Origin of the sequence: Shewanella sp. 8A, from assembly GCF_023475945.1 — a bacterium.
GTDB lineage: Bacteria > Pseudomonadota > Gammaproteobacteria > Enterobacterales > Shewanellaceae > Shewanella > Shewanella xiamenensis.
The window spans coordinates 50,917-66,886 of the sequence record NZ_JAMDJP010000002.1 but is presented as its reverse complement, the minus strand read 5'-3'; the positions used below and the strand labels follow the sequence as shown (position 1 = coordinate 66,886).

The window sequence follows — 15,970 nt, the reverse complement described above, 5'->3', positions numbered from 1 at the left end:
TACAATTTTGCGTCATTTTTTCCCTAGATAAACTGGAGTTTCAACACATGGCTCGCGTAACTGTAGAAGACGCCGTAGAACAAATCGGCAACCGTTTTGATATGATCCTGGTTGCGGCGCGTCGTGCTCGCCAAATCGCCGTGCAGGGTAAAGACCCTATGGTTGAAGAGATGAACGACAAACCAACGGTTATCGCCCTGCGTGAAATCGAACTAGGTTTAGTGAATGCTCACACTTTAGATGCTGATGAGCGTCAAACTGTGCGTGAGCGTGAAGCTGCTGAAATCGCAGCTGTTGCAGCCATCGCTGAAGGCCGTTCACTATAAGTTTGATTGAGTCACACCTGTTTGGGTAAAGGAGAGCTGCCACTTGTATCTGTTTGAAGGTCTAAAGGAGTCTGCTTCCGGTTACTTAGAACCTGAACAGGTAGAATTGCTCAAGCAGGCTTACCAAGTTGCGCGTGATGCCCATGAAGGGCAAATGCGCACTAGCGGCGAACCTTATATTACTCATCCGGTTGCGGTTGCCCGCATCCTCGCCGAAATGCGTCTCGACCATGAGACGCTGATGGCGGCATTGCTGCATGACACCATCGAAGATACCTATGTCACCAAAGAAGATTTAGCCGAACGATTTGGCGAATCGGTGGCTGAATTGGTTGAAGGGGTGTCTAAGCTCGACAAGCTGAAATTTCGCGATAAGAAAGAAGCTCAAGCAGAAAACTTTCGCAAAATGATGATGGCGATGACGCAGGATATCCGCGTTATTCTCATCAAGCTTGCCGACCGCACCCACAACATGCGCACCTTAGGCGCGCTGCGTCCTGACAAACGCCGTCGTATTGCCCGTGAAACCTTAGAGATTTACGCGCCGATTGCCAACCGACTTGGTATTCACAATATCAAGACTGAGTTAGAGGATTTGGGTTTTCAAGCCTATTATCCCATGCGTTATCGGGTATTAAAGGAAGTAGTGAAAGCCGCCCGAGGCAACCGTAAAGAACTCATTCAAGGCATTGAAGCTGCGGTACTCACCCGCCTAAACGATGCGGGCATTAAAGGCAAAGTGAAAGGCCGCGAGAAAAACCTCTACTCCATCTATAACAAGATGCAGAGCAAGGAACTGCAGTTCCAAGAGGTGATGGATATCTACGCCTTCCGCGTGATTGTCGACTCCATCGATACGTGTTATCGCGTGCTCGGTGCGATGCATGGCCTGTATAAACCACGTCCAGGTCGCTTTAAAGATTATATTGCTATCCCAAAAGCCAACGGCTATCAGTCGCTACATACCTCGTTATTCGGTCCCCACGGCGTTCCCGTCGAGATCCAAATTCGTACCGAAGATATGGATCAAATGGCCGACAAAGGGGTTGCGGCCCACTGGGCTTACAAAGGCGGCGCCGATGGTCAAGGCACCACCACGCAAGTGCGTGCCCGCAAGTGGATGCAAAGCTTGCTGGAACTGCAACAGAGCGCCAGCACCTCCTTCGAATTCGTGGAAAACGTCAAAACCGAACTCTTCCCCGAAGAGATTTACGTGTTTACCCCCGAAGGTCGCATTTTAGAATTACCGGTTAACGCCACCGCCGTCGACTTTGCCTATGAAGTCCACACCGATGTGGGTAACACCTGTGTCGGCGCCCGCGTTAACCGCCAAGCTTATCCGTTAAGCCAGCCATTAATCTCCGGCCAAACCGTTGAGATCATTACCGCTAAAGGCGCGCGTCCGAATGCCGCTTGGCTTAACTTTGTGGTCACGGGTAAAGCCCGCGCCAAAATCCGCCAAGTGCTCAAGAGCCTAAAAGCAGACGATGCCATTGCCCTTGGCCGCCGTTTGCTTAACCATGCGCTGGGTAAAACCAAGCTTGATAGCATCCCTGCCGAGCAGATTGATAAAGTCGTGCGCGATACTAAGCACGCCAATTTAAATTCCTTACTCGCCGACATCGGCCTTGGCAATGCCATGAGCATAGTCATCGCTCAACGTTTGATTGGCGATAATTTAGAGAATCAAGAGAGCCGCGATTCTCACCTGATGCCAATCCGCGGCGCCGAAGGCATGTTAGTGACCTTCGCCAACTGCTGCCGCCCCATCCCAGGTGATGCGGTGATAGCCCACGTGAGCCAAGGTAAAGGCTTAGTCGTCCACATGGAAAACTGCGCTAACATTCGCGGTTACCAAGGCGAGCCCGATAAATACATTCCCGTACAGTGGGATAATGTCGAAGGCGTCGAGTATCAAGCCAATCTGCGGGTGGAAATTGTTAACCACCAAGGCGCGCTGGCGAAGATCACCTCGATTATCGCCGCCGAGGGCTCGAACATTCACAACCTTAGCACCGAAGAGCGCGATGGCCGCGTTTACTTGATTAACCTGCGAATTTCGGTGAAAGACAGGATCCATTTAGCTAACGTGATGCGCCGTATCAGGGTACTGCCCGAGGTGTTGCGTACATCCCGTAATCGTTGATCATTTATGTAGAGAGAGCGTCATGGCAGAAAAAATCATTATCGCGACCGAAAACGCCCCAGCGGCAATTGGCACTTATTCTCAAGCGGTTAAAGTCGGCAACACAGTATATTTATCCGGCCAAATCCCACTGGTGCCAAGCACAATGCAGATCGTGAGCGATGATTTTGAGGCGCAAGTTGTGCAAGTGTTTGAAAACTTAACGGCCGTTTGTACCGCTGCCGGCGGCACAATCAACGATATCGTTAAGCTCAATATCTTCCTAACGGACTTAAGCCACTTCGCAAAAGTGAATGAAATCATGAGCCGTTACTTCAGCCAGCCTTACCCAGCTCGCGCCGCTATCGGTGTGAAGCAGTTACCTAAAGATTCGCAAGTCGAAATGGATGGCGTGATGGAGCTGTAAGCTTCAACTGATATGAAAGGCGCTTAGGCGCCTTTTTTATTGCCTAATGCGCCCCGCGACTCCTGCTCTGACCTGTGATTAAGTTCATTTTCATTTCATACTCGCCCATTAGGCTGTTTTGCAGATTTAGTGATTTTACAATCTTGCAAACTATTTGCGCGGCCTCACAAAACTCGCCATACTGGGCACCTATGTTGGGGTGAAAATAACAATAAAGAACAGGGAATTGCCTATGGATAAAGCGATTAAGACGCCAATTGAAATGCTGGCGCACTGGGCGAATACGCGTGGGGATGAGATTTATTTGCGCCAGCCAATCAAGGGGCAATACCTTGATTTCACGTGGAATGAAGTGCAAGAAAAAGTCCAACAACTCGCCGGTGCACTGCGTCATTTAGGCTTAGAGCCTGGCGATAAGATTGCCGTTCTGTCTAAAAACTGTGCCGAATGGTTTATCACCGATCTCGCCCTAATGCACGGCGGCTATATTAGCGTTCCTATTTATCCGACGGCGAACCCAGATACCATCCGCTATGTATTGCAACATAGTGGCGCCAAAGCAATTGTCCTCGGTAAGCTTGATCATTGGGCAGACCAAGAGGCGGGCGTCGGCGGCGAATTATTGCGCCTTGCGATGCCCTACGACACCATGCCAGCCCAATATCAATGGGAACAATTGCTCAATATGGGCAACCCGTTGATTGAAGCGCCATTACCCGAACCCGATCAGATAATGACGCTGATTTATACCTCGGGCTCAACGGGCCAACCTAAAGGTGCGATTCAAACTTTTGCCAGCTATGGTTGGACCTGCCAAGCGGTAGTGCGCGACCTACGCACTAATGGTAATGATAGATTGTTATCCTATTTGCCTTTAGCCCACATTACCGAGCGCGTGGCGATCGAAGGATCGTCTTTTTATTCAGGCAGTACTGTCGCATTCGTTGAAAGCTTAGACTCCTTCGTTGCGGATGTGCAGCGCGCTAAACCAACGGTGTTTTTCTCCGTCCCACGGCTGTGGAGCCTGTTCCAAAAGAACATTATCGACAAAATTGGTGTCAGCAAGCTCAATCTATTACTCAAGATCCCGCTCATCAGTAGCTTGGTGAAACACAAGATCCACAAAGGGTTAGGACTCAACCATTGCCGTTTACTCGGCTCTGGCTCAGCGCCTATTCCGCCCTCACTCATCCATTGGTATCACAGCATTGGTCTGAATATTTGTGAAGCGTGGGGCATGACAGAAAACTGTGCTTATTCCATCATCAACTACCCCTTCGATGCACGTAAAATCGGCACCGTGGGTAAACCCGTGCAGGACTGCCACATCCGCCAAGGTGAGGATGGTGAGTTACTCATTAAGAGCCCAGGCCTAATGACCGCATACTATCTGCAACCTGAAGCCACCGCGGCAGCCTTCGATGCTGATGGTTTCTTCCATACTGGCGATCTCTGCGCCATCGATGCCGATGGTTGTGTGACGATAACAGGCCGTGTGAAAGACAACTTTAAAACCGCTAAAGGCAAATACGTTGCGCCAGTGCCAATTGAGCGCAAACTTGCACAAGATCCCCATGTAGAGTTGATTTGCGTTATAGGCTCAGGCTTACCGCATCCAGTCGCTTTAGTGCAGCTTTCTGAGGGAGCCAACTTACAGGCCCGCGAAGAAGTGCGTACATCCCTTAAAGCGACACTCGATAGCGTGAATCCACATTTAGAATCCCACGAACATGTGGATGCCATTGTGGTAGTGAATGAACCTTGGACCATCGAAAATGATGTGTTAACGCCAACGCTTAAGATCAAACGCCACGTGCTTGAGAAAGCCTTTAGCGAAAGGGTGGACGGGATCCGTGGTGCTCAAGTACGCTGGGAAGATGAGTTAGTCGCAAAATAACGTCAAAGCGCACCGTTATGATTAAAGCACGCTCTTCGGCGTGCTTTTTTATGACATATTCTGTCAAAGCAAATTAAAAACACGTATCATGTACGCCTATCAGCGTAAGGTGATACACCTTAAATTAATTCACTCAATCAGGTTTAACAGAGTCCAAAATGCTTATTGCACTTTCAATTATCGGCGGCTTTATTATTTTAACCTTAGGCGCAGAGGCCTTAGTCCGTGGCGCAAGCTCCATTGCACTTCGTCTTGGGATTACGCCGCTGGTGATCGGCTTAACGATTGTGGCTTTCGGTACCAGCGCACCAGAGCTTGCGGTAAGCGTAAAGTCAGCCTTGGCAGGCAATAGCGGCATTGCACTGGGTAACGTGATTGGCTCTAACATCGCCAACATTGGCTTAATTTTGGCAATTACTGCGCTTATTCGCCCGATCCAAGTTCAATCGCAGATGGTAAGACGGGATATTCCACTGATGATCCTCGCTTCTATGCTGTTTTGGGGATTATTGCTAGATGGCGAACTCAGCCTGATTGACGGCATCATTTTATTATCACTCCTTGTCGGCTACTTGGTTTTCAGCTATTTCAGCGCCAAAAATACTACTGATGCCGATGGTGAAGTGATTGAAGAAGGTCCTAAAAATCCATTGCTTTCAATCGCGTTTATTATTGTCGGCATCGGAATGTTAGTCGGTGGTGGTATTTTATTTGTGAATGGCGCTGTTGATTTAGCCAAAGTGTTTGGTGTCAGTGAAGTCATTATCGGCCTGACTATTGTCGCTATCGGTACCAGCATGCCAGAGCTAGTGACCTCGGTTTTAGCGGCACTCAAAGGCGAAAGCGATATTGCTATTGGTAATATCGTTGGGTCAAATATATTTAATATATTAGGTATTCTTGGCGTGACCGCCGTCGTTTATCCTGTATCTGGGCTTGGTTTCCAACCCTTAGACTTTATTGTCATGCTAGCGTTAGCCGTAATCATTTTACCCTTTGCTTGGTCTGGCCTACGAATTGGTCGCCGCGAAGGTGCCACGCTGCTTATCGCTTACTTAGGCTACATGGTTTACCTCGTTAACCAAGCTAGCAGCCAAGCGGTAGTCTAACGATTTACGCGTTCACCTTAGCTTACTAAAACACCGGAGCCACTCCGGTGTTTTGCTATGTAGCCATTAAAGAATGACATTTGTCATGCCTAATTGATGACCTTTGTGCCTGCAATCGTGTCGAGGGATTTCTGATAATGAAGCCGTACCCAAGCAATGGGCAATCTCTTCAATAAGGAAATACCATGAAAACACTTTTACTGCTATCAAGCCTTGCCCTCACCTGCGTGCCAGCGTTCGCGGCTTCGAACTCTAGCCCCAATATCGCTGAGGCAGACAAAGCGGCTAACACACTGAATATTGATAAATTGCAACAGCTCAGCACTGCCACTCAAGATTACGAGGCGGCTTATGCCAACTATCGTTTAGCCATCAGCGCCAATGTGATGGGACAAAAAACCATAGCAGATAATGCCTTAGCTTCGGCTCAAGCGAGCTTAGAAATCTTAACCAATAGTCAAGCCGATGCCGAATCCCTAGCACTATTATCATCCGTGTATGGTATGCAAATCGCCTTGGATAACAGCAAAGGCGCTAAGCTTGGGATCAAATCCGCTAACGCCATTGCTCAGGCCGAACAGCTGGCGCCGCTTAATCCGCGGGTCACATTAGTAAAAGCGATTGCCGCCTATAATACGCCAGCAATGTTTGGAGGCAGCATGCAACAAGCAAAGACTCTCGCCAGTAGTGCGATTGAGCGATTTAATCAACCTTGCGAGAACATTTGCTGGGGTGAGGCCGAAGCTTACACTTGGCGCGGACTCGCAAAACAGGAGTTAGGTGACGCCCAAGGGGCTATCGAAGATTGGCAACAGGCGCTGCAAGTGGAAAAAGATTATGGTTGGGCTAAGTTTTTACTTCAGCAAAATCAGCAAATAAGTGCAAAATAATCCCAGAAAAGGCGAAAGGATTGGCTGACGTTTGAGGCCAATCCTACTCTCAGCAGCCGCAAAATGGATCTTAGGCGAAGCGATATGACAAATAACCCCCTACAACTTGAACGAAAGCTCGCATGGGTGTACTTAATAAACCTCGCGTTTTATCTGATACCGCTGTTTATTACGCCTTATCCTAGCTGGCAAATTATCTTAATTTTAGCCGTGCTGGTTCCCTTTATTTACTGCTATTTTTGGACCTACCGCAGTAATTTCCGCAGCGCCCATCGGCCTATTATCGGCATGTTAGTACTTGCTATAGCCATTACCCCCATTAATCCCGGGTCCATCTCACTCTTTACCTTTGCCAGTTTCTTTATTGGTTTCTTTTATTCCTTTAGAGTTAGCTTGTTATGCTGGCTCGGGATACTAGTTACACTGTTCTTGCTCAACTACGTTAGTCAATTCAATAGCTACTATTTTCCAATGTACGGCTCAGCCTTAGTATTAGGGGTTGGTATGCTCGGTAAAGCAGAGCGAAGACGTTACCAGCATAGATTGAAGGAGCGACAAAGCGCCAAAGAGATCAGCACCTTAGCCACTATGGTTGAACGGGAGCGTATCGCCAGAGACTTGCACGATATTATGGGGCACAGTTTGTCATCGATTGCGCTAAAGGCTGAATTGGCCGAAAAACTACTGGCGAAACAAGAATATCAACTTGCAACGACTCAACTACAAGAGCTAGGACAAATTGCGCGGGAAAGCTTGAGCCAAATAAGGCATACCGTCTCAGACTATAAACACAAAGGCTTAGCAAGTTGCATCACCCAGCTATGTAATTCACTCAGGGACAAAGGCATCTACGTAGAGTTAATCGGTGAATTACCAAAACTACCCGCCAGAACAGAAAGCCAACTTGTGCTGATTTTAACTGAACTCGTGAATAATATTTTGCGCCACAGCAACGCCAGCCAATGCAATATCACGTTTCGCGAGGAGCCGAATACGATCTTTGTTGAAGTCAAAGATAATGCCTTAGCAAGACCTTTTATCGAAGGAAATGGGCTCACAGGTATCCGTGAACGTCTCGATAGCCTCGGAGGTCATTTCAGTTATAATCTTGAGCAGGGATACGCCTTTACCGTCAGTCTACCTTTGCAGGGAGCAACAGATTAATGAAGATTCTATTGGCGGAAGATCAAGCCATGGTACGCGGCGCACTGGCGGCACTGTTAACCCTTGCTGGCGGTTTTACCATTACCCAAGCCAGCGATGGCGACGAAGCGTTAACTCTTCTCAAACAACAGCATTTTGACCTGTTACTGACGGATATTGAAATGCCGGGACGAACAGGTTTGGAGCTAGCAGCTTGGCTAAAGGAGCAACATAGCCAAACCAAAGTGGTGGTGATCACAACTTTTGGCCGCGCGGGTTACATTAAACGCGCTATTGAAGCGGGTGTCGGTGGATTTTTGCTAAAAGATGCGCCCTCAGAAACCCTCGTCAGTTCAATTCAACAAGTGATGGCGGGCAAACGCGTTATCGATCCTGAGCTGGCAATGATGGCAATTGGCGATGTCGACCCCCTCAATGATAAAGAACGCCGCGCCCTTCGGTTTGCCAGCGAAGGCAAATCCACCGCCGAAATTGCCGAGATGCTGTTTATTGCCGAAGGCACGGTACGTAACTATTTATCCGAAGCCATTGCCAAACTCAATGCGAGCAACCGAATCGATGCCGCCCGCATTGCCAAACAAAAAGGCTGGTTATAGCTCAGCTAGTAGTCATAAATGCAGTAAATGCGCTCGAATTTTCCCGATACGAGATCGTCTCGGTGGATAATAAAATTCAACCGCATAGAGTGCTCACTGTAGATGACTTTGAGCAGCACCAGATAATCTTCGGCATTACCACCTAACTCTGCCGCGGCGTGGAGTTCGGGGGCTTTATAGCGGCTATCTCCATAATCATTAATGCTGGCGATACCATCGTAATACGGCAGTGGCTGCTCGGGGACGAGCAATGCCTGCAAGTTAGATGACTGCCACTCGGTATTAGCCCATTGCGATTGAGTGAGAATCTGGCCGGGAATTAACCCCTGCTCATTCAATTGTATCAGCTCATAGCCCTTGAGCTGATCTTGCCACTCTGGTACAAATTCATCATCCACAACCTCTATGGCCTCCAGCACCATGGCTTGTTGCGGTTCTGGTAGCGCTTGTAAATGCGCCTTGGCTAACCTTACTAAATGCGGGTTGTCACTATTAATCATGTCAGGGGCTATCATCTTAATGCTAGCAATCCCCTGAAGTTGATAAGCCGCCTCATACTCATAGTTTGTACAGACAGCATCGTCGAACTTAAGTTCAGCAATCGTTCTCCCAGAGTTCAGTTGCTGATCTTCAGCGACATAATAAACATGGCCGCGAAGCATTTCCGAGAATCGCCAGCGCTCCAAAAAGAACAACAATCGCCCCTCTCGAGGCAAATAAGATTGCAACGCTTTCAGTTCGCTACAATTGATTTGTGCGATAAATTGCATCGGCACACGGAAGGCCTGCGCCGCCTCGTCCCAGTCCCAATCTTGCGACCACCCATAATGCTCCTCGATATACTCGCGAGTATGGTCGAATTCCTCAGCGTAAGCATCCAGCATCTCCTCCCTTCCGACCAAAGTCACCGGATAATCCATGCCTACAGGTAAATCCGGCAATCCACCCAATCGGCTGTTACCCAACTGGTTATAGTCTTCGCTTGCACTGGGATAGAGATCGACACTACTGCGAATAAACGCCGAGAGCACGTTGGCAAGGTTGGGGTCTTTAAACTGTGCCAGCTTTTGCTTGAGCAACTGCCGACGAATGGGGGAATTTTCTGCTAATAACATATCCATATTGACCTCACGACTCCAATATTGGCTTTTTATCATTTCTATCAACTATTTGCTATCGTCCAATATGGCAAATTGCCAAAGCTATTACAGGAACCGCAAACTCAGAGCAAAGGACTTACTCATGAGACAAGCAACAACCTAGGCGATAGAAAACTCCTTGCGTTAATTACTGCTACACTCAAACTCTGCTCAAAAGATCAACAAAAGGATTTGTTTATGGCGATAGCCTGCGTACATACCCGAGCCAGTTGTGGGGTTGAAGCACCCGAAGTCACGGTTGAAGTGCATCTCAGTAATGGCCTACCGGCTTTTAATCTGGTGGGTTTGCCAGAAGCCTCTGTCAAAGAAGCCCGCGAGCGGGTACGCAGCGCCTTGATCAATGCGGGGTTCGAGTTTCCGATGCGGCGGATAACCGTCAACCTCGCCCCTGCAGATTTACCCAAGCAAGGTGGCCGTTACGATTTACCTATCGCCATCGGCATTCTAGCGGCTTCAGAGCAAATCCCCCACTCTAGCCTTAAGGATACCGAATTTGTTGGCGAACTTGCCCTCTCAGGGCAAATCCGCTACTGCCAAGGATTGCTACCAGCAATCATTGCGGCTAAACACCATAATAATCAGTTAATTCTGCCACTCGATAATCGCCACGATGCCGAATTAGTTGGCTATCCTAAGGTCTACTTTGGCTCCCATTTGCAAAGTTTAGCCGCGTTTCTCCATGGACAAGCGCCACTTCCCATGCTGGAGCAGCAGCTCGAATGGATCTCGGATGAGCCGGCGCAGTCCACGCCTTGCCTTAGCGAGGTGATAGGTCAATACCAAGCTAAACAAGCGCTTGAGATCGCCGCAGCAGGCAACCATAACCTATTAATGCTAGGCCCACCGGGTACTGGCAAAACCATGTTAGCCAGCCGCATGATGGCGCTATTACCTGCTCTCAATTATGAAGAAGCCTTAGAAGTGGCTGCAATTCATTCCGTCGCGGGCATCAATATCAAACCTGAGGACTTTCTTAAGCGACCATTTCGCGCGCCGCACCATACTTGCTCCTCAATTTCCTTAGTCGGTGGTGGCAGCATTCCTAAGCCTGGCGAAATTTCATTGGCCCATCGCGGAGTATTATTTCTGGATGAAGTCGCTGAATTTCCAAGAAAAGTGCTCGACTGTTTGCGTGAACCTATGGAAACAGGTGAAGTGGTGATCTCCCGCGCGGCGGCAAAACTGACCTTTTTAAGCCGCTTTCAATTGATCGCCGCCATGAACCCCAGCCCGAGCGGCGATATCGACGGCCCCAATCGAGCTACACCCGATCAAATCCAGCGCTATCTCGCCAGGCTCTCTGGCCCGTTTATAGATAGATTTGATCTCACCATCGAAGTCCCCAAACTCCCAGCAGGCACCCTAACGCAACAGTCGACGCAAGGCGAAACCAGCCATCAAATCGCCAAACGAGTAAAATGCGCCCGCGATATTCAACTCGCCAGAGCGGGCGTGCTTAACAGCGAACTATCAGGTAAACAACTTAAGCAATTTAGTGGTATCAATGAGGCTGACCTAGTTTTTTTAGAACAGAGTGTCGTCAAGTTAGGATTATCCGTGCGCAGCTTTCATCGCATTCAACGGGTTGCCCGCACCATTGCCGACCTTGAGCAGGCCCCCAATACCGAAAGGCGCCACCTCGCCCAAGCCTTAGGTTATCGGGCTATGGATAAATTATTGGCCCGTTTATCCCAACAGTATTGAGACTCGAAATGTTAACAAATGCCCCGACCAGCCGCCCTAAGATTGAGCCAAACGCCGACACCGAGTAACATAGGCCTCCAATTTTTATCAGGGGGCGCCAATGGGGACGTTGTTTTCACAATTAAAAGGCTGCATAGCTTTCTTAGGCTATGTCGTGAATACGCTGTTTTGGGTTGTACCCATTGTTCTGGGCAGCTTCATTAAACTTATTCCTTTGCCTGTGTTGAGAACGGCGACGAGCTATTTTCTCGACTTTTGCGCCAGCGCTTGGATAAGCGTCAATGGGGTGATTGAACGTGTGCTGCACCCAGTGCAAATTGAGCTCTCGGGCGATAGCCAATTTTCTACCAAAGAATGGTATATGGTGATCGCTAATCATCAGTCTTGGGTCGATATTTTGATCCTGCAGCGCGTATTTAATCGCCGAATCCCGTTTTTGAAATTCTTCCTGAAACAAGAACTGATTTATGTGCCCGTGTTAGGGCTAGCATGGTGGGCATTAGATTTTCCTTTTATGCGCCGCTATAGCACAGCACAACTTAAAAAGAACCCAAAACTCAAGGGCAAAGATATCGAGATCACCCGTAAAGCCTGCGCAAAGTTTAAGACTAAGCCTGTGAGTGTGATGAACTTTGTCGAAGGAACACGCTTTACCAAGGCCAAACATAAAAAACAAAACTCACCGTTCCAACATCTGTTAAAACCTAAAGCGGGCGGCATGGCCTTTGCGCTATCCGCCATGGGAGAACAGATCCACAAGCTAGTCGATGTCACGATTTACTATCCAGATAGCGTTCCAAGCTATTGGGACTACCTGACAGGCAAGCTGCCAAAGGTTAAAGTACACATAACAGTGAAGGATATTTCGCCGGATATGCGTGGCGATTATATGAATGATCGCGAGTTTAAAATTAGCTTCCAAGAACAATTGAATGAGCTTTGGCTCGCTAAAGATCAAGTGATCAGCCAATTGGCTGGGCAAGCGGACCAAGAAGTAAGGTAAAACCTCTATGTTGAATTTTCTCCCCGGCCCAGTGCTGTTTATTCTCAGTCTGAGCCTGCTGATCATTAACACCGCCCTTTGGGGAACCTTGGTTTGCCTTGGTGGTTTAGTGAAAATGTTGATGCCAGCTCAAGGCGCACGCAATGCAGTGACCGGACTGATGAATCGTTTTATGTGGGCATGGGCAACCTGCAATGGTGGCATTTTGTATTTGATTGCCAAAATCGAGTGGGATGTTGAAGGACTTGAAGGGCTCAATAAAAACAGCTGGTACTTGCTAATCAGTAACCACCTCAGTGGCTTTGATATTGCCGCGCAAACTTACCTGCTGCGTAACCATATCCCCATGTTGAAATTCTTCCTCAAAAAAGAGCTGATCTATGTCCCTATTATGGGCCTAGGTTGCTGGGCGCTCGATATGCCTTTTATGGACAGAACCAGCCCGGCAAAACTCAAAAAAAATCCGAAACTTAAAGGTAAAGATTTAGCCACCACTCGCCGAGCCTGTGAAAAGTTTAAAAATATGCCCACATCAATTATCAACTACGTTGAGGGCAGCCGCTTTACCGAAGATAAACGCCAGCGCCAAGATTCACCTTACCGTCATTTACTCCGGCCTAAAGCAGGTGGTATTGCCTTTACACTTTCCGCTATGGGTGAGCAATTTACTAACCTACTGGATGTGACGGTAGTGTATCCGGATGCGCCAGACGATGTGTTATTTGGCGTAATGAACGGCAAAGTACGCAAGATTATTGTACGGGTGCGAGCCTTGCCAGTACCGCAGGTCGACGCTACTCGCTACTTTTCAGAATCGGAATATCGGGTCGAGTTTCAGCGTTGGTTAAACCAAGTTTGGGCGGAAAAAGATGATCAAATTGCTGCACTCTTGCAGCAACATCAGCAGCTAACGGATAGTGCCACCAGCACCCACACACAGCTTCACTAATACAGATTAACGAATACAGATTCACTAACGTAAGTGAGTCGATAGCGGGTTAGGCTTACCTAGCCCACTTATTCGACCTCAAGTTGTGCCAGCCTCATTGCCGCTTCTGCTAATTCCGTTTCATTAAACACACTCATACCTGCCGCTAGCAGAAGTTCGGCCGTCATTCCCCGCCCTGCAATTAAATGCTTACTGAAACTGCCATCATAAATGTGCTGATTGCCACAGGAAGGACTACGCGCCTTTAAAATCGCTATCTTAATGCCTTGCTCCTGAGCCAAAGCAAGCGCTTTTTGTGCTCCCAACCTAAAAGCCGCTGTTACATCTTCACCCTGCGCTGTTAGCACTAGATCGCCAACACGCTCGGCCGCAGGCCTTGGTGTGGGTAATCCGCCCGCGCATTCAGGACAAAACGCCACTATCCGCCCTTCTCGTTGCCATCGCTGCATCCACTCGTCTTGCAGCAGATTATGACCGCCGTCATAACGTACCGCCTGCCCAAGCAAACAACTGCTAATGAGGATTTTCTCCATCTTGTCCCTCTATACCTTCACCCTGTAGGTGCCAACCAATACCTTCTCAGCATTGTACTCAATAAGTCGCAATGGGGTAAAAGCTGTGCTTGATCGCACCATCTGACATCACTCGATACCAAAATTGTCGACAATTACCAATTAAAAAATAGAGAAGATAAAATTATCAAAATCAAATTAAATACAAAATAACCAACAAATACAGTAGCTAAAAATCAAAACGACAGAAGTATAGACTTACGTCTAAGTAAACATATTGTTGACAATGGCATTTAACGGGACTATTTTTTACTCATTGTCGACAATCCAGCAATCAACGAGTGATGCGCAGTATGTTGAAGCAAGAGACCATATTCCCAACAGATGACACCCCAAGCTCAGTGGCTCATGCCGCAACCAGCTCAACAACGAAGGTGAAATCCCTAGCCAGCGAAAAATCGTCGACCACCTTAGCCGATCAAATTTTGGTGCAAATACAAACCAGCATCATCAAAGGCGAACTGCCTGCGGGCAGTAAGATCAACGAGCAAGCCCTCGCCGAAAAATACGGCATCAGCCGCGGCCCGACCCGTGAGGCGCTGCAAACCTTAGAAAGACAACGTCTCGTAGTCCGTGCGCCCCATGTGGGTGCCCGTGTTGCTCAACTCACAGTGAGCGAGTTAAACGATTTATATCAATTGCGTAGCGTGCTCGAAGGCATGGCCTGCGAACTTGCGGCCAGCCGTATTACCCCAGAACAATTAGCCAAGTTAGAAGACTTACTCGCGGTGCAAGAAACCGCGCTGGCCAATGGCGATACCTATTTCCAAGAGGAAGGTGATGTCGACTTCCATTATCAAATCATCCAAGCCAGCGGCAATAAACATCTGCAAGAAACCTTAATTGGCGGGCTTTATCATCTGCTGCGGATGTATCGCTATCAGTGCACCAATAAGAACCGCCCAGTAAAAGCCATTGCCGAACACAGACGCATAGTCGAAGCCATTGCCCAGCGTGATGGTGAACTCGCTAGCCTGTTGATGCGTCGCCATATTGAGCAAGGCCGTAAAAATACCGAATTACGCTTGATTGAATTACAAGCTAACGCCGCCGCGAAAGAAACTTTAGCCAATATCAGCTAAGTCGCAGCCCATAAGCATCGAATACTGATCATTCAGTACTTTTTAATTGGATAAGGACAAGACCATGACCCAAAGCGCAGGATTACGTTTTCGCCAAGCTCTTGCTAACTCAAAACCCTTACAAATCGTTGGCACCACCAATGCGTATTTCGCCTTGATGGCGGAGCAAACTGGTTTCCAAGCCCTGTATCTGTCGGGCGCAGGCGTCGCAAACGCCTCCTACGGTCTACCGGATTTAGGCATGACCTCGATGAATGATGTGCTAATCGATGCGGGTCGTATCACCTCGGCAACTCAACTGCCACTGCTGGTCGATATCGACACCGGTTGGGGCGGCGCCTTCAACATTGCCCGCACCATTAAAGAGTTTGAGAAAATCGGTGTAGCTGCCGTGCACATGGAAGACCAAGTGTCGCAAAAGCGTTGTGGCCACAGACCCAACAAAGCGGTCGTCAGTACCGAGGAAATGGTTGACCGTATCAAGGCCGCCGTCGATGCCCGCACCGATCCTAACTTTGTGATCATGGCGCGCACCGATGCGGTTGCCGTTGAAGGTTTAGAAGCGGGTATCGAACGTGCAAAAGCCTATATCGCCGCGGGTGCCGATATGATTTTCGCCGAAGCCTTAACTGAGCTGGACCAATACCGTCACTTCAAAGCCCAAGTTAACGCACCAATTCTGGCGAACATGACCGAATTTGGCCAAACCCAATTGTTCAACAAAGAAGAACTCGCCGAAGCGGGCGCCGACATGGTGCTTTACCCACTCGGCACTTTCCGCGCCGCTAACCAAGCCGCACTGAAAGTGATGCAAGCGCTGATGAATGATGGTCATCAACGCAATGTCTTAGACACTATGCAGACCCGTACGGATTTGTATAAGTACTTGGGCTACCACGCCTTTGAAGACAAGTTAGATCAATTATTTAGCCAAGATAAGTAAAAGATAAGTACAGACCATGGACG

The 15,970-nt window shown here is 48.5% G+C and carries 15 protein-coding genes; 13 read left to right on the top strand and 2 right to left on the bottom strand.

Annotated elements, in window-relative coordinates:
• Window positions 1-47: 47 nt before the first annotated feature.
• The 8 genes from rpoZ (at window position 48) to M0413_RS01830 (ending at window position 8,534) form a co-directional block, all read left to right on the top strand.
• Complete coding sequence (rpoZ, locus tag M0413_RS01865; protein WP_007651394.1) at window positions 48-326, top strand: DNA-directed RNA polymerase subunit omega; 279 nt, start codon at window positions 48-50, stop codon at window positions 324-326.
• Between the two features lie 43 nt (window positions 327-369).
• Window positions 370-2,472 carry a bifunctional GTP diphosphokinase/guanosine-3',5'-bis pyrophosphate 3'-pyrophosphohydrolase gene (spoT, locus tag M0413_RS01860; protein ID WP_037426421.1) on the top strand — a complete coding sequence of 701 codons (2,103 nt, stop codon included), beginning with the start codon at window positions 370-372 and terminating at the stop codon, window positions 2,470-2,472.
• A 22-nt stretch (window positions 2,473-2,494) separates the two neighbouring features.
• Window positions 2,495-2,878 (top strand): deaminase RidA, encoded by a 384-nt coding sequence (ridA, locus tag M0413_RS01855; protein WP_011070722.1) that lies wholly within the window; start codon window positions 2,495-2,497, stop codon window positions 2,876-2,878.
• Between the two features lie 232 nt (window positions 2,879-3,110).
• A complete protein-coding gene (locus M0413_RS01850) occupies window positions 3,111-4,775 on the top strand; it encodes an AMP-binding protein (RefSeq protein ID WP_249552990.1) in 1,665 nt (554 codons plus the stop codon).
• Window positions 4,776-4,933: 158 nt separating this feature from the next.
• The gene (locus tag M0413_RS01845; RefSeq protein WP_069453779.1) at window positions 4,934-5,884 is read left to right on the top strand and encodes a calcium/sodium antiporter; all 951 of its coding nucleotides are present in this window, start codon (window positions 4,934-4,936) and stop codon (window positions 5,882-5,884) included.
• Window positions 5,885-6,069: 185 nt separating this feature from the next.
• A complete protein-coding gene (locus tag M0413_RS01840) occupies window positions 6,070-6,774 on the top strand; it encodes a tetratricopeptide repeat protein (RefSeq protein WP_249552988.1) in 705 nt (234 codons plus the stop codon).
• Window positions 6,775-6,858: 84 nt separating this feature from the next.
• Window positions 6,859-7,938, top strand: a complete 1,080-nt coding sequence (locus M0413_RS01835; protein WP_249552986.1) for a sensor histidine kinase — start codon at window positions 6,859-6,861, stop codon at window positions 7,936-7,938.
• Complete coding sequence (locus tag M0413_RS01830; protein ID WP_037413708.1) at window positions 7,938-8,534, top strand: response regulator transcription factor; 597 nt, start codon at window positions 7,938-7,940, stop codon at window positions 8,532-8,534. Before M0413_RS01835 ends, M0413_RS01830 begins: the two co-directional genes overlap by 1 nt.
• Before the next feature lie 5 nt (window positions 8,535-8,539).
• Here M0413_RS01830 and M0413_RS01825 read toward each other — a convergent pair whose 3' ends face one another.
• Window positions 8,540-9,655 (bottom strand): DUF1963 domain-containing protein, encoded by a 1,116-nt coding sequence (locus M0413_RS01825; protein ID WP_249553126.1) that lies wholly within the window; start codon window positions 9,653-9,655, stop codon window positions 8,540-8,542.
• A 216-nt stretch (window positions 9,656-9,871) separates the two neighbouring features.
• Here M0413_RS01825 and M0413_RS01820 point away from each other — a divergent pair, with 216 nt between their 5' ends.
• From M0413_RS01820 to yihG (M0413_RS01810), 3 genes are all read left to right on the top strand, one after another.
• Window positions 9,872-11,398, top strand: coding sequence for a YifB family Mg chelatase-like AAA ATPase (locus M0413_RS01820; protein ID WP_240292623.1), 1,527 nt, complete (start codon window positions 9,872-9,874; stop codon window positions 11,396-11,398).
• A gap of 100 nt (window positions 11,399-11,498) precedes the next feature.
• Window positions 11,499-12,401, top strand: a complete 903-nt coding sequence (gene yihG / locus M0413_RS01815) for a 1-acylglycerol-3-phosphate O-acyltransferase, YihG family (RefSeq protein WP_037413712.1) — start codon at window positions 11,499-11,501, stop codon at window positions 12,399-12,401.
• Between the two features lie 7 nt (window positions 12,402-12,408).
• Window positions 12,409-13,350 (top strand): 1-acylglycerol-3-phosphate O-acyltransferase, YihG family, encoded by a 942-nt coding sequence (yihG, locus tag M0413_RS01810; protein ID WP_037431237.1) that lies wholly within the window; start codon window positions 12,409-12,411, stop codon window positions 13,348-13,350.
• Window positions 13,351-13,418: 68 nt separating this feature from the next.
• On the opposite strand, the gene M0413_RS01805 is transcribed toward yihG (M0413_RS01810), so the two are convergent.
• Window positions 13,419-13,883 (bottom strand): 2-thiouracil desulfurase family protein, encoded by a 465-nt coding sequence (locus M0413_RS01805; RefSeq protein WP_099457107.1) that lies wholly within the window; start codon window positions 13,881-13,883, stop codon window positions 13,419-13,421.
• 332 nt (window positions 13,884-14,215) lie between these two features.
• On the opposite strand from M0413_RS01805, the gene M0413_RS01800 reads away from it, so the two are divergent.
• On the top strand, window positions 14,216-15,004 hold the full coding sequence (locus M0413_RS01800; RefSeq protein ID WP_047540108.1) for a GntR family transcriptional regulator: 789 nt from the start codon (window positions 14,216-14,218) through the stop codon (window positions 15,002-15,004).
• 64 nt (window positions 15,005-15,068) lie between these two features.
• Window positions 15,069-15,947, top strand: coding sequence for a methylisocitrate lyase (prpB, locus tag M0413_RS01795; protein ID WP_037431229.1), 879 nt, complete (start codon window positions 15,069-15,071; stop codon window positions 15,945-15,947).
• Window positions 15,948-15,970 lie beyond the last annotated feature (23 nt).